The 13678-nt window shown below is 73.4% G+C and carries 11 protein-coding genes and 3 tRNA genes; 8 read left to right on the top strand and 6 right to left on the bottom strand.

Annotation, left to right across the window (positions count from 1 at the left end):
* The first annotated feature begins 97 nt into the window (after positions 1-97).
* From mreB to R2D22_RS25380, 4 genes are all read left to right on the top strand, one after another.
* Entirely contained in the window at positions 98-1141 is a 1044-nt protein-coding gene (mreB, locus tag R2D22_RS25395; protein ID WP_318106981.1) for a rod shape-determining protein, read from the top strand.
* Between the two features lie 35 nt (positions 1142-1176).
* Positions 1177-2694 (top strand): GAF domain-containing protein, encoded by a 1518-nt coding sequence (locus R2D22_RS25390; protein WP_318106980.1) that lies wholly within the window; start codon positions 1177-1179, stop codon positions 2692-2694.
* A 110-nt stretch (positions 2695-2804) separates the two neighbouring features.
* Entirely contained in the window at positions 2805-4256 is a 1452-nt protein-coding gene (locus R2D22_RS25385; RefSeq protein ID WP_318106979.1) for an acyl-CoA synthetase, read from the top strand.
* A 343-nt stretch (positions 4257-4599) separates the two neighbouring features.
* Positions 4600-5925, top strand: a complete 1326-nt coding sequence (locus R2D22_RS25380; protein ID WP_318109973.1) for a carboxyl transferase domain-containing protein — start codon at positions 4600-4602, stop codon at positions 5923-5925.
* Positions 5926-5934: 9 nt separating this feature from the next.
* Here the strand turns inward: R2D22_RS25380 and R2D22_RS25375 are convergent, their stop codons facing one another.
* From R2D22_RS25375 to R2D22_RS25365, 3 genes are all read right to left on the bottom strand, one after another.
* Entirely contained in the window at positions 5935-7215 is a 1281-nt protein-coding gene (locus R2D22_RS25375) for an MFS transporter (protein ID WP_318106978.1), read from the bottom strand.
* Positions 7212-7658, bottom strand: coding sequence for a GNAT family N-acetyltransferase (locus tag R2D22_RS25370; RefSeq protein WP_318106977.1), 447 nt, complete (start codon positions 7656-7658; stop codon positions 7212-7214). Before R2D22_RS25370 ends, R2D22_RS25375 begins: the two co-directional genes overlap by 4 nt.
* Positions 7659-7753: 95 nt before the next feature.
* Complete coding sequence (locus tag R2D22_RS25365; RefSeq protein ID WP_318106976.1) at positions 7754-8254, bottom strand: MarR family winged helix-turn-helix transcriptional regulator; 501 nt, start codon at positions 8252-8254, stop codon at positions 7754-7756.
* 111 nt (positions 8255-8365) lie between these two features.
* Between R2D22_RS25365 and R2D22_RS25360 the strand changes: the two genes are divergently transcribed.
* The gene (locus R2D22_RS25360; RefSeq protein ID WP_318106975.1) at positions 8366-8782 is read left to right on the top strand and encodes an organic hydroperoxide resistance protein; all 417 of its coding nucleotides are present in this window, start codon (positions 8366-8368) and stop codon (positions 8780-8782) included.
* A gap of 272 nt (positions 8783-9054) precedes the next feature.
* Entirely contained in the window at positions 9055-11115 is a 2061-nt protein-coding gene (locus R2D22_RS25355) for a phosphocholine-specific phospholipase C (protein WP_318106974.1), read from the top strand.
* A 140-nt stretch (positions 11116-11255) separates the two neighbouring features.
* Here R2D22_RS25355 and R2D22_RS25350 read toward each other — a convergent pair.
* From R2D22_RS25350 to R2D22_RS25340, 3 genes are all read right to left on the bottom strand, one after another.
* A tRNA-Ile gene (locus R2D22_RS25350) sits at positions 11256-11329 on the bottom strand.
* 167 nt (positions 11330-11496) lie between these two features.
* A tRNA-Asn gene (locus R2D22_RS25345) sits at positions 11497-11569 on the bottom strand.
* Positions 11570-11574: 5 nt separating this feature from the next.
* Positions 11575-11647, bottom strand: a tRNA-Asn gene (locus R2D22_RS25340).
* A gap of 147 nt (positions 11648-11794) precedes the next feature.
* Between R2D22_RS25340 and R2D22_RS25335 the strand changes: the two genes are divergently transcribed.
* Positions 11795-12097, top strand: coding sequence for a YtxH domain-containing protein (locus tag R2D22_RS25335; RefSeq protein WP_318106973.1), 303 nt, complete (start codon positions 11795-11797; stop codon positions 12095-12097).
* 87 nt (positions 12098-12184) lie between these two features.
* A complete protein-coding gene (locus tag R2D22_RS25330) occupies positions 12185-13624 on the top strand; it encodes a xylulokinase (RefSeq protein ID WP_318106972.1) in 1440 nt (479 codons plus the stop codon).
* The last annotated feature ends 54 nt before the right edge of the window (positions 13625-13678 follow it).

Raw genomic sequence — 13678 nt, 5'->3', positions numbered from 1 at the left:
GCACCATCACCGCGCGCGAGACCCAGCACCTCGCGCGCACCGCACCACCCACTCGCCTACCGCACTCGTGCCAGCACCGCACTCCGGAGGGTCGGTCATGACCGTCAGTCTCGATCAGTTGCGCCGTTGCCATGTGGCCGTGGACCTGGGAGCCGCCAGAACCCGGGTCTTCGTGAAGGGCGCTGGCCTCGTCGTCGACGAGCCCAGCGTCGCCGCAGTGAACACCCGGACGGGAGCGCTGATCGCCGTCGGCGCCCTGGCCGAGAAGATGACCGGGCGCACGCCCGACTACATCCGGGTCATGCGCCCGGTGTCCGGCGGCAGCGTCGTCGACATCGAGATGGCGCAGCGGATGCTGCGTCATCTGCTCGGCGAGAAGCTCCGCCGGCAACTGCGCCGCAAGCCGCGGCTGCGGGCCGCCGCCTGCACCCCGCACGAGGCCGACCCGCTGGCGCAGCGCGCCACCGTCGAGACGCTCGTCGGGCTCGGCGCGCGCCGGGTCGAGCTGGTCGACACCCTGATCGCGGCGGCCGTGGGCTGCGGCCTGCCCGTGGAGCAGCCCACCGCGACCATGATCATGGTGTGCGGGGCGGCGACGACGCAGGTGGCCGTGCTCTCGCTGGGCGCGATCGTGACCGCCGAACGCATCCCGGTCGGTGGCGACGCCATCGACCACGCGGTCATCCAGCACCTGCGCCACCAGCACGAACTGATGCTGCCGAGCCAGTCCGTGCGCCCGCTGCAGCTCGCCCTGAGCGGCAACGGGCTGACCCCGCACGGCCCGACGTCCACCGAGATCCACGGCCGGGACGTGGCGACCGGCCTCGCCCGCTCCGTGCAGGTCGACACCGCCGCCGTCCGGGACGCCATCCACACCCCGCTCACCGCGGTGCTCGACGGCATCGGCAAGATCCTGCGGGACTGCCCGCCGGACCTGGTGGCCGACCTCGCCGACCGCGGCATCATGATGGTCGGCGGCAGCGCGCTGCTGCCCGGCCTCGACCAGATGCTGCGGGACGCGACCGGCATGCCGGTGCACATCGCGGAACGGCCGGACGTCTGCGCCATCCTCGGGCTCGGCTCGATGCTGGAGGGCCGGATCCAGCCGTTGGTGCTCGATCCGCTCGCCGAAGCCGAGTGACCGGCCGGGGGAACGAATCGGAGCCGCGGCTCCCGATGCTGCTGGAGGCCGTGCTCGACGTCGGCACCGACCTCGAACTGCGCGCCACCCTCCAGCACCTGGTGGACACCGCGACCGAGCTCACCGGAGCCCGGTACGGCGCGCTCGGGGTCGTCGACCCCGAGCGCGGCCGGCTCACCGAACTGTTCACCTCCGGCATCACCGACGCCGAACGGGAGCGGATCGGCCCGCTCCCGGACGGCCGGACCGGGCTGATCGGCACCCTGTTCCAGGACCCCCGGCCGCTCCGCGTGGACGACCTGACGACCGATCCGCGCTCCTCCGGCGTACCGCCGGGCCACCCCGGAATGCGCTCCTTCCTCGGCGTCCCGATCCGCGTCCACGCCGAGGTCTTCGGCAACCTGTACCTGACCGAGAAGCGCGACGGGCCGTTCACCGACCGGGACCTCGCGATGCTGCGGGTGCTCGCCTCCCAGGCCGGCATCGCGATCGGCAACGCCCGGCTGTACGAGACCGCCCGGCAGCGGGAGCGCTGGATCGACGGCGCCGCGGCGGTGACGACCGCGCTGCTCGCCGGGGAGCCCGCCGAGGACGCGCTGACGACGGTCGCCGAACGGGCCAGGATGCTCGCCGACGCCTCGGCCGGGGTGGTGCTCCAGCCCACCGAGGCGGGCGGCATGGAGATCGTCGCCGCGTCGACGCCGGACGACCCGGGGGACCTGATCGGCACGACGATCGCGCCGGGCTCCCCCGTACTGGAGCAACTGCTCGGCGGTGAGCCGGTGTTCGTGGAGGACTCGGCGACCGACCCCCGGATGACCACGCACGTACGGTCGCGGTTCGGGCCCTCGATGATGCTGCCGCTGCAGAGCGGCGGGAAGCTGATCGGCACCCTCGCCCTCCCCCGGCGGCGCGGCGACCGCCCGTACACGGCGGTGGAGCGGCTGCTCGCCGCGCAGTTCGCCTCGCAGGCGGCGCTCGCGCTGGTGCTCGCCGACGCGCAGCACAACCGGGAGCGGCTCGCCGTGTTCGAGGACCGCGACCGGATCGCCCGCGACCTGCACGATCTCGTCGTCCAGCGGCTGTTCGCGACGGAGATGATGCTGGAGTCGACCCGGCGGCGGGCGGCGGAGTCCGCGGAGGAGTCCCCGGACGAGAGCGTGCTGCTCGGGCGGGCGGTGGACGAGCTGGACTCCACGATCCAGGAGGTCCGCACCACGATCTTCGCGCTCCAGCAGCCGCCCGCGGAGGCGCCGACGTCGTTCCGGGGCCGCGTACTGCGCGAGACGGCGGGCGCGGCGGCGCTGCTCGGCTTCCAGCCGTCGGTGCACTTCACCGGGCCGGTGGACACGCTGGTGACCGAGCCGGTCGCGGACCGGTTGCTCGCCGCGCTGCGCACGGCGCTCGCGGCGGCCCACCGCCGCCCCGGCGTCACGACCATCGAGGTCCTCGTCTCGGCCCCCGCCCGACCGCCCGAGGGCACGCCGCCGGTGCGGCTGCGGGTGACGGAGCGGGGCACGGAGACGCGGACCGTGACATGGCCGTCGGGGTGAGGAACGTCGCAGTACGTCGGCCGTGCCGTACGGGCAGAATTCCTCTCGGCATCCCCCAAGCTCTCGGCTTCGCTCGTGCAGGGGGGACCCCCACGCGAGGAGGACGACCGTTGAGCGCGCTCTTCCCGGCCCTGGCGGCCGGCACCGAACGCCGGGACCGACCCGCCCTGCGCTTCGGCGCCGACGCCCTGACGTACGCCGAACTGGCCGCCGCGGCGGGCGCCGTGGCCGCCCGGATCGGGGACGCGGACCGGGTCGCCGTGTGGGCGACCCCCACGGCCTCGACGGCGGTCGCGGTGGTGGGCGCGCTGCTCGCCGGCGTTCCCGCCGTACCGCTCAACCCCCGCACCGGGGAACGGGAACTGGCGCACATCCTCGGCGACAGCGCGCCGGCCCTGGTGCTCGCCGGCCCGGACGAGCAACTGCCCGCGGGGCTCGCGGGCGTGGAACGGGTGGACGTGGACGTACGGGGCCGGGGCCCGGAGGTCGCCGAACCCGCCGACGCCGAGAGGGCGGCGCTCGTCGTCTACACCTCCGGCACCACCGGCCCGCCCAAGGGCGTCGTGCTGTCCCGGCGGGCGATCGCCGCCTCACTGGACGCGCTGGCGGACGCGTGGGAGTGGACGGAGGCGGACGTGCTGGTGCACGCGCTGCCGCTGTTCCACGTGCACGGGCTGATCCTGGGCGTGCTCGGCCCGCTGCGGCGCGGCGGCTCGGTCCGGCACCTCGGCGGGTTCTCGACGGCGGGGGTGGCGAGGGAACTCGGCGCCGGCGGCGGCACGCTGCTGTTCGGCGTGCCGACGATGTACCACCGGATCGCGGACGCGCTCGACGACGAACCGGAGCTGGTCCGGGCGCTCTCCGGGGCGCGGCTGCTGGTGTCGGGCTCGGCGGCGCTGCCGGTGCACGACCACGAACGGATCGCGGCGGCCACGGGCCGTCAGGTCGTCGAGCGGTACGGGATGACGGAGACGCTGATGCTGTGCAGCGTCCGCCCGGAGGCGGGGCCGCGGCCCGGGTCGGTGGGGCTGCCGCTGGGCGGCGTGGACCTGCGCCTGGTGGACGACGACGGCTCGGTGCTCGGCGCGTACGACGGGGAGACGGTCGGCGAGATCCAGGTGCGGGGTCCGAACCTGTTCACGGAGTACCTGAACCGGCCGGACGCGACGGCCGCGGCGTACGACGGTGACTGGTTCCGCACCGGCGACATGGCGGTCCGGGACGCGGACGGCGCGGTCCGGATCGTGGGCCGCCGGGCGACCGACCTGATCAAGAGCGGCGGCTACAAGATCGGCGCGGGCGAGATCGAGAACGCGCTCCTGGACCACCCGGGCGTCCGCGAGGCGGCGGTCACCGGCGAACCGGACCCGGACCTCGGCGAACGCATCGTCGCCTGGATCGTCCCCGCGGACGCGGAGAAGCCCCCGTCGGCGGAGGAACTGGCCGCGCACGTCGCGTCCCAGCTGGCCCCCCACAAGCGCCCTCGCGTGGTCCGCCACCTGGAGGCCCTGCCCCGCAACGACATGGGCAAGGTCCTGAAGAAGGCGCTCGGCCGTGCCTGACCCCCGCCCGTCCGCACGCGACGTGATCGCCCTGGTGACGGACCACTTCACCCGCGCGGGGCCCGCCGAGGCGGAGGGAAGCGGTTCGGCGCGCGAGCCGCGGCCCGGGGCACCGCGCGAGCCGGCTGCCGACTGGTTCCCCGAGGACGAGCCCTCGGCGGGCCGCGCGGCCGACTGGACGCCGGAGGACGTGGAGGCCACGCGCCGACCGGACGGCGGCAGTGCCCGTGCGGCCGGGCGGTCCGGGACGGACGGACCGACCCGGACGGCCGGCCGCGCCGGGGCCACCGGACAAGTCCCGGCGGGCGGACCGACCCCTGCGGACGGGCCGGAGGAGGCCGGCGTGCCGGCTCCCGGCGACGAGACGGCACCCGCCGCCCGACCGGCCCCGGCCGACGGCCCCATCCAGTGGGCCGGTTACGACAACGCGCGGGCCGTCGCGTCCCTGCGCACCGGCGAGGACGAGTCCGTGGTGTACGGCACCGCGAGCATCGGCGGGCGGCCGTGCGTGCTCGTGGCCTTCGAGTTCGGGTTTCTCGGCGGCTCGTTGGGACGGGCGGCCGGGGACCGGCTGGTGGCGGCGTACCGGGCGGCGGCCGAGCGGCGGATCCCGCTGGTGTCGCTGGTCGCGACCGGCGGCAGCCGGATGCAGGAGGGCATGGTCGCCCTCATGCAGCTGCAGCGCGTCGCCGCGGAGACGGTGCGGCTGCGGGAGGCGGGCGTCGCGCACGTCGCGGTGCTGCGCGACCCGGCCACCGGCGGCGGCTGGGCGACGGTCGGCGCGGGCGCGGACGTGGTGCTCGCCCTGCCGTCCGCCCAGGTCGCCTTCGCCGGCTCCCGCGTCCGCCCGCCGGACGCCGACCCGGCCGCGTACACCGCGGAGGACCAGTACGCCCACGGACATGTGGACGCCGTCGTCCGCCCGGAGGAGCTGCGCGACACGCTGGCGCTGTGGCTGCGGCTGCTGTCCGCGCCCGCCGACGGCCCCGGCGCCGGCCGGCCCGCCCCCGCTCCCCCGCCGCCGGCGTTCGCCGGTCCGGCGGGCGGCGGCGAGCCCGGCACCGGGTGGGAGGCGGTACTGCGGGCGCGGGACACCGCCCGGCCGCGGTCCGGCGCTTACCTGGACGCGTACTTCGAGGTGCGGGCGACGGTGCACGGGGACCGGGCGGGCGGGGCGGACCCGGGCGTGGAGTGCGGGTTCGGGGTCCACGAGGGCCGCGTCGTCGCGTACGCCGCGCAGGACGGCGGCGCGACCCGGCCGGCCGGGTTCCGGACCGCCGCGCGGCTGATCCGGCTCGCGGACCGGCTCGGCGTCCCGGTCCTCACGCTGGTCGACACCCCGGGCGCCGCCAACGACGCGGTGGCGGAACGGGCGGGCGCGGGCCCGGCCATCGCGGACGCGTTCGCGGCGATCGCCGCCGCCCGGGTCCCGGTCACGACGCTGCTGATCGGTGAGGGCGGCTCCGGCGGCGCGCTCGCCCTGGCCGCCCCGGGCAACACCTGGGCCACGTCGGACAGCTACTTCTCCGTGATCGCGCCCGAACTGGCCGCCGCCATCCTCAAACGCCCGCCCGCCGAGGTCCCGACCACCGCCGACCAGCTCCACATCCGCCCCCAGGACCTGGTGGAGCTGGGGATCGTGCGCGGGATCGTGCCGCGCGGGACGTGAACGCGGTCGTCAGGCAGAGGGGTTGACAGCGTCGTACCGGCGGAAGCCCGGGGCGTAGAGGGCGAGGAGGCCGATGGCGAGGACGCAGGCGATGCCGCCGCCGGTGATGGCGACGGCGGGTGAGGTCAGGTCGGCGACCGAGCCGGCCAGGAAGTCGCCGAGGCGGGGGCCCCCGGCCACGACCACGATGAAGACGCCCTGGAGCCGTCCGCGCATCTCGTCCGGGGCGGCGACCTGCATCATCGTGTTGCGGAAGATCATGGAGACGGTGTCGGAGTAGCCGGCGAGGGCGAGCAGCAGCAGGCCGAGCCAGAGGTTCCTGGTCAGCCCGAAGACCGCGACGGCGGTGCCCCAGCAGCCGACGGCGATCAGGATCGCCTGGCCGTGGTGGCGGATGCGGCCCTGCCAGCCGGAGAGCACGCTGCCGAGCAGCGCGCCGACGGCCGGCGCGGCGACGAGCAGGCCGGTGGTGCGGGCGTCACCGCCGTACCAGAGCACGGCGATGGCCGGGAAAAGCGCGCGCGGGTGGGCGAGGATCATCGCGCAGAAGTCGGACAGGAACGTCATCCGCAGGTTGGGCCGGGTGGCGAGGAACCGCAGCCCGTCGAGGACGGACGCGCGCTTGGCCCCGGTGCGCTCGGGCAGCATGGCGGGCAGTCGCCACATCGCGTAGAGCGCGGCGAAGAAGGCGACGGCGTCGATCGAATACGCGGTCTGGAAGCCGCCGACGCCGACCAGCAGGCCGCCGAGGCTGGGGCCGACGAGCATGCCGAAGGTCGTGGTCATCGAGTTCAGCGCGTTGGCGGCGCGGAGCTGCTCGGCGGGCAGCAGCCGCGGGATCATCGACGACCGCGCCGGGGAGTTGAGCGCGGCGCAGACGGCCTGCAGGGCGACGATCCCGTACAGGAACCAGACCCGTTCGAAGCCGGCGAACGCGGCGGTCGCGAGGGCCGCGGAGAGCACGGCGGAGCCGGTCGCGCTGGCGAGGCCGAGCTTGCGGCGGTCGACGGTGTCGGCGATCGCGCCGCCGTACAGACCGAAGACGATCAGCGGGACCAGGGAGAAGAGGCCGACGAGCCCGACCGCGAAGGGCGAGTGGGTGATGTCGTACACCTGGAGCGAGACGGCGAGCGAGGTCATGCCCTGGCCGACCCAGGAGACCGTGTTGCCGAACCAGAGGCGACGGTAGTGGGGCGAGGTCCTCAGCGGGGTGAGGTCGGCGAACAGGCGGCGCCGGCTCTGCTCGCGCTCACGCTCGTGCTCCTGCTCCTCCTCCTGCGTGGCGCTCACGCGACGTCGTACCGGAGCTCGGGGCGGGCCCAGTGGATCCGGTCGGCCGGTGCGATCGTCCCGGTGCGGCGCGCGCCGGTGCGGAGGTAGAAGTCCTCGGCGGGCGGATGCGCGACGACCCGTACGGAGTCCAGCCCGGCGGCCCGGGCCTGCTCGGTCATGTGCGCCATCAGCAGCCGCCCGATCCCCCGGCCCTGCGCGTCGTCGGCGACGAAGGCGAGGTCAAGCTCGGCCTCGTCGACCAGCAGCGCGTAGAAACCGAGGACGCGCCCGCGCTCGTCGACGGCGACGTGCACGACGTGGTGCTCGATGTACGTCCCTCCGACCACGTAGCCGTCGACCATGGCGGCGTAGTCGCCCCGGTACGCGGCGGATTTCCGGACGAGCTGACTGAGACGACGCGAGTCGTCGGCGGTCGCCCGCCGGAGGGTGATCGAGGACATGGGCCGAGTATAGGAGCGACCCCGGCTTTTAGTCCTTACGTTTTATCTGGCGGACGCCCCGGACCGGCCCCCGCCCCGTCGGGATGGCCCCCGGATCAGCCGCAGAGCGCGTCGCCGTCGGCGGCCAGGGCCTCGGGGTCGACGCCGTCGAGCCGGGCGGAGAGCGCGTTGAGCCGGGTCCGCAGGTCCTGGATCTCCTCCAGGGACAGCCCGGTCGCGGCGGCGATCCGGCGCGGCACGTCCAGGGCCCGGTCCCGCAGCGCGACGCCGGCACCGGTCGGCCGGGCCGTGACGGAGCGCTCGTCCTCGACGCTGCGCCGGCGTTCGACGTAGCCGGCCGCCTCCAGCCGCTTGAGCAGCGGCGACAGCGTGCCGGAGTCCAGCCGCAGCCGCTCCCCGATGCCCTTCACGGGCAGCTCGCCGTGTTCCCAGAGCACGAGCATGACGAGGTACTGGGGGTAGGTGAGGCCCAGCTCCTTGAGCGCGCCGCGATAGATCCCGTTGAACGCGCGCGTGGCGGCGTGCAGCGAGAAGCAGATCTGATGGTCGAGACGGAGGAAGTCCTCGTCCCGCACCGTGCCGAGCGTCGTCTCCATGACCCCAGAGTACGTCACATACGCGCGATTGAGTTGTGCACAACTGAATCGTGCGCTATCAATGAAGCACGACACCGCCGCAAGACCCCGACGAAGAGGACAAGGACCGACATGAACGCGCTGTACACCGCCGTCGCCACCGCCAACGGCCGCGAGGGCCGCGCCGTCAGCTCCGACGGCCACATCGACCTCCCGCTGGCCCACCCCCAGGCGCTCGGCGGCAACGGGCAGGGCACCAACCCCGAGCAGCTCTTCGCCGCCGGCTACGCGGCCTGCTTCGCCAGCGCCATGGGCGTGATCGCCCGCCAGGAGAAGATCGACATCTCCGACGTCTCGGTGACCGCAGAGGTCAGCATCGGCAAGGACGCCGCGGACGACGGCTTCGGCCTCGCCGTCGTCATGCGCGCCGAGTTCCCGGACCACCTCCAGGGCGAGCCGGGGCACGCGCTGCTCGAGAAGACCCACGCGTTCTGCCCGTACTCCAAGGCCACCCGCGGCAACATCCAGGTGGAGCTCGTCGTCGAGTGACGGCGGGCCGCGCGGCCGCGGCCGAGCGGACATCAGAACACCCCGAAAACGAACGCCCCTTGTGCGAATCTCTCGCCAAGGGGCGTTCGTATGTGGTTGTTTACGTTCGAGTACGGGGGATTCTCCGGGCGTACGACGGGAAGTCACGAGACGGCCGCCGGGCGGTGACCAGAGGGCGCTCTCCTTGGGGCGCTTTCCTCGGGACCCCGCCACCCACCCGGCAGCTCCCGCACCCGTCCACCTGTCCACTCCACCACGGAGGACCACCCCCAATGGCCGACCTCAATCGCCGCCGGTTCCTGCAGCTGGCGGGCGGCGCCACCGCGTTGACCATGCTCTCCGACAGCATCGCCCGCGCCGCCGCGATCCCGGCGCAGGGTTCCACGGGTACGATCCAGGACATCGAGCACATTGTCGTCCTGATGCAGGAGAACCGTTCCTTCGACCACTATTTCGGGGCGATGAAGGGCGTACGCGGCTTCGGCGACCCGCGCCCCGTCAGGCTCCCGAGCGGCAAGTCCGTCTTCCACCAGGAGGACAACTTCGGCAACACCACGCTGCCCTTCCGCCCGACCAGCGACAAGCTGGGCATGGAGTACCTCCAGGGCCTGAACCACGACTGGCAGGGCGGCCAGAGCGCGTGGAACAAGGGCAAGTACAACAACTGGATCCCGGCCAAGACCAAGGCCACGATGGCGTACCTCACGCGTGAGGACATCCCGTTCCACTACGCGCTCGCGGACGCCTTCACCGTCTGCGACGCGTACCACTGTTCGTTCATCGGCGCGACCGACCCCAACCGCTACTACATGTGGACCGGTTACGTCGGCAACGACGGCACGGGCGGCGGCCCCGTCCTCAACAACGCCGAGGCGGGCTACGGCTGGACTACCTACCCGGAGCGCCTGGAGGCGGCCGGGGTCTCCTGGAAGATCTACCAGGACATCGGCGACGGTCTGAACGCCGGCGGCTCGTGGGGCTGGATCAACGACGCCTTCCGCGGCAACTACGGCGACAACTCGCTCCTCTACTTCAACAACTACCGCAACGCCCAGCCCGGCAACCCGCTCTACGACAAGGCCCGCACGGGCACGAACGCGAAGGCCGGCGAGGGCTACTTCGACATCCTGCGCGCCGACGTGCAGGCCGGCCGGCTGCCGAAGGTCTCCTGGATCGCCGCGCCCGAGGCGTTCTCGGAGCACGCCAACTGGCCGTCCAACTACGGTGCCTGGTACATCGCGCAGGTGCTGGACGCGCTGACCTCGAACCCGGACGTGTGGGCGAAGACGGCCCTGTTCATCACGTACGACGAGAACGACGGCTTCTTCGACCACGTGGTGCCGCCGTACGTCCCGGCCGACGCCTCGTGGGGCAAGTCCACCGTCGCGACCTCCCTCGACTGGTTCAAGGGCAAGATCGGCTACGCGGCCGGCCCGTACGGCCTCGGCCCGCGCGTCCCGATGCTCGTGGTCTCGCCCTGGTCGACCGGCGGCTACAGCTGCTCGGAGACCTTCGACCACACGTCGATCATCCGCTTCATGGAGGCCCGCTTCGGCGTCCACGAGCCGCAGATCTCGCCCTGGCGCCGCGCCGTCTGCGGTGACCTGACCTCGGCGTTCGACTTCTCCCGCACGCAGACCACGCCGGCCGTGCTGCCGCCGACCGACGGCTACTTCCCGCCGGACCGCAACCGCCACCCCGACTTCCCGGCCACCGCCCCGGCCGTCGGCACCATGCCCCGCCAGGAGCCGGGCTCCAGGCCCACCCGCCCGCTGAAGTACGCGCCGTACGTGGACGGCGCCGCCGACACCGCGGCGGGCACCTTCCGTCTCACCTTCAGCGGCGGCCCCGAAGCGGGCGCCCAGTTCTACGTCACCTCGGCGAACCGCACCGACGTGCCGTGGACGTACACGACCGAGGCGGCGAAGTCGATCGCGGACGTCTGGAACACGAAGTGGTCGAACGGCGTCACGGACCTCACCGTCCACGGCCCCAACGGTTTCCTGCGCCGCTTCCGCAACCCCGGCAAGGCCGCGGGCCCCGAGGTCATCGCCCGCCACAACGCCGCCACCGGCAAGCTGGACCTCACCTTCACCAACGCCGGCTCCGCCGAGGCCCGCCTCACGGTCTCCAACGCCTACGCCGGCACGCCCGCGACGGTCACCGTCGCGCCCGGCGCCACGGTCCCCCTCTCCCTCGACCTGACCTCCTGCCACCACTGGTACGACGTCACCGTGACCGCCACCACGACCGCCGACTTCGTGCGCCGCCTCGCCGGCCACATAGAGACCGGTGCCTCGAGCTCCTCCGACCCGGGCATCCTCACCTACTGACCCTCGCCCCCGCCCGGCGATCCGCCGGGCGGGGGACGGAACGCGCATGCCCCCGGCGTGTCGTACGTGTCGTACGTCACGCCGGGGGCATGGTGTGGTCGCGGCACAGATGGAAACGTTCCTGCACGGGCGACCCGGAGTGGGGCGGGTGGGACTCGAACCCACGGCCGACGGATTATGAGTCCGCTGCTCTAACCGGCTGAGCTACCGCCCCTTATCGGTGTGGCGCGTACATGTGTGCGCGCCGTCTGCCGCAGCATAGCCGCTCATACGATCTCCTGCTCCGGATGCTCGGCGATGCCCGACCATGAGGACTTCGCGCCGTGCCGCGCGGTTCCCGGAGACGCGAAAAAGGACCCCGAAGGGTCCTCTTCCGTTCCGCTCCCCCGGCTGGACTCGAACCAGCAACCCTCCGGTTAACAGCCGAATGCTCTGCCAATTGAGCTACAGGGGATCGCGCTCCCCCGACTGGACTCGAACCAGTAACCTGCCGGTTAACAGCCGGCTGCTCTGCCAATTGAGCTACAGGGGATTGCTGCGTTGCACCGAACGTACCCACCTGGGGTGTTCCCGGGCGGCGCTCGCTCGCTGCGACACATACATTAGCGCAAGCAGGGGGGTGCTCCGCCAATCGGTATCCCCCAGGGACGCACCGACGCTCCAGGGAAGGATCGCAGCCATGCGGTACAAGCTGACGTTCGTCGCGGGAATGGCCCTCGGTTACGTCATCGGCACCCGGGCCGGGCGCGAGCGCTACGAGGAGATGAAGAAGTCGCTGCGCGACCTCTCCCAGAATCCTGCCGTGCGCAACGCCGCCGAGTCCGCGGCGACCAACGGCCGGGAGTACGCGGGCCGGGCGTACCACGCGGTGAGCGAGAAGGTCGGCGACAAGCTGCCCAGCTCGCTGACCGACCGGGTCCGCAAGGCACGCGGACGCGGAAGGGACGACTTCGACGACGAGTGGGGCACCAGCAACACCTGACCCACGCCCGTCGAACACCTGACACGGACCCGGTGCCGCTTCCGAGCGCGGATACGGCACCGCTCCGCGTGCGGCAGAATCTTGAGTATGGGGATAGTCGCCGGTCTGGACAGCTCTACTGGTTTCACGCGCATCGTCGTCTGTGACACGGACACGGGCGCCGTCATACGGCAGGGCTACGCCCCGCATCCCGTCGAGCCCAAGGCTGCCGACGTCGACCCGCAGGCCTGGCTGCTCTCGCTCGGCGAGGCTGCGACCGGCGGGCTGCTCGAAGGCGTGCAGGCGATCGGCGTCTCCGCGCAGCAGCACGGCCTGGTGCCGCTGGACCGGCAGGGCGCGCTGGTGCGGCCCGCGATGGTCGGCAACGACAAGCGGGCACAGATCGCCGCGGCCGACCTCGTCGAGGCCTTCGGCGGCCGGCAGGCCTGGGCCGAGGCGGTCGGCTCGGTGCCCCAGTCCGGGCAGCCGGTGGCCAAGCTGCGCTGGCTTGCCCGCAGCGAGCCGGACGCCGCCGCCCGCGTCGCGATGCTGATGCAGCCGCACGACTGGCTGGTGTGGCAGCTCCTCGGCCGGCCGGTGCGCCGGACCACGGACCGCGGCGCCGCCTCGGCGACCGGTTACTGGTCGGCGGCCACCGGCGCGTACCGTCCCGACCTCGTCGAGCTGGCCCTCGGCCACCAGGCGGCGCTGCCGGAGGTGCTCGGCCCCTCCGACGCGGCCGGGACGACGCCCGAGGGCCTGCTGATCTCCGCCGGCACCGGCGAGACGATGGCCGCCGCGTTCGGGCTCGGGGTCGGGCCCGGGGACGCGGTCGTGTCGCTCGGCGCGTCCGGCTCGGTCATGGCCGTGCACCACGAGGCGCTGGCCGACCCGCGCGGGATGATCACCTCGTTCGCCGACGCGGCCGGCATGCACCTGCCCGTCGTGCACACCTCCAACGCGGTACGGGCGCTGCGCGGCACCGCGGACATGCTCGGCGCCGAGGACCTGGCGGAGCTGTCCGCGCTGGCCCTGAAGTCCACGCCCGGCTCCTCCGGCCTGGTCCTGCTCCCCTATCTGGAGGGCGAGCGGACCCCGCAGCTGCCGCACACCGCGGGCACGCTGAGCGGGCTGCGGCGCGAGTCGATGAAGCCGGAGCACCTGGCGCGGGCCGCGTTCGAGGGCATGCTGTGCTCGCTCGCCGACGCGATGGACGTTCTGCGTGGCCGCGGGGTCGAGGTGCGGCGGGTGTTCCTGCTCGGCCAGGCCGCCGAGCTGCCGGCCGTCCAGGCGCTGGCCCCGGCGATCTTCGGGGCGCAGGTCGTCGTCCCCCAGCCGGCCGACTACGCGGCGCTCGGCGCGGCGCGGCAGGCCGCGTGGGCGCTCGGGGTCGCTCAGGGCACCCTTCCGCCGCAGACCCCGCCGGCCTGGCAGGGGGCGGCCGCCCAGGTGCTGGAGCCGGGCGACGAGCTGGCGGTGGGTCAGGCGGTGCGGCAGCAGTACACGGCGACGCGGGAGCAGATCCACCCGGGCGCGTTCTCCGCCTGAGTCCGGTCGGCCCCGGCCCGGAAAGTCGGGCGCCGGGGCCTCAAGGTCCGGCAA

It is taken from the genome of Streptomyces sp. HUAS YS2, from assembly GCF_033343995.1.
In the GTDB taxonomy this organism is placed as follows: Bacteria; Actinomycetota; Actinomycetes; order Streptomycetales; family Streptomycetaceae; genus Streptomyces; species Streptomyces solicathayae.
Note: the sequence above shows the minus strand (reverse complement) of the source record. Positions and strands in the feature narration are given on the sequence as shown.

Excerpts from the sequence above, each read along its gene's own strand:
- R2D22_RS25330 (WP_318106972.1), top strand. The coding sequence starts at position 12,185 with ATGGGGATAGTCGCCGGTCTGGACAGCTCTACTGGTTTCACGCGCATC.
- mreB (WP_318106981.1), top strand. The coding sequence starts at position 98 with ATGACCGTCAGTCTCGATCAGTTGCGCCGTTGCCATGTGGCCGTGGAC.
- R2D22_RS25355 (WP_318106974.1), top strand. The coding sequence starts at position 9,055 with ATGGCCGACCTCAATCGCCGCCGGTTCCTGCAGCTGGCGGGCGGCGCC.
- R2D22_RS25390 (WP_318106980.1), top strand. The coding sequence starts at position 1,177 with ATGCTGCTGGAGGCCGTGCTCGACGTCGGCACCGACCTCGAACTGCGC.
- R2D22_RS25360 (WP_318106975.1), top strand. The coding sequence starts at position 8,366 with ATGAACGCGCTGTACACCGCCGTCGCCACCGCCAACGGCCGCGAGGGC.
- R2D22_RS25365 (WP_318106976.1), bottom strand. The coding sequence starts at position 8,254 with ATGGAGACGACGCTCGGCACGGTGCGGGACGAGGACTTCCTCCGTCTC.
- R2D22_RS25370 (WP_318106977.1), bottom strand. The coding sequence starts at position 7,658 with ATGTCCTCGATCACCCTCCGGCGGGCGACCGCCGACGACTCGCGTCGT.
- R2D22_RS25335 (WP_318106973.1), top strand. The coding sequence starts at position 11,795 with ATGCGGTACAAGCTGACGTTCGTCGCGGGAATGGCCCTCGGTTACGTC.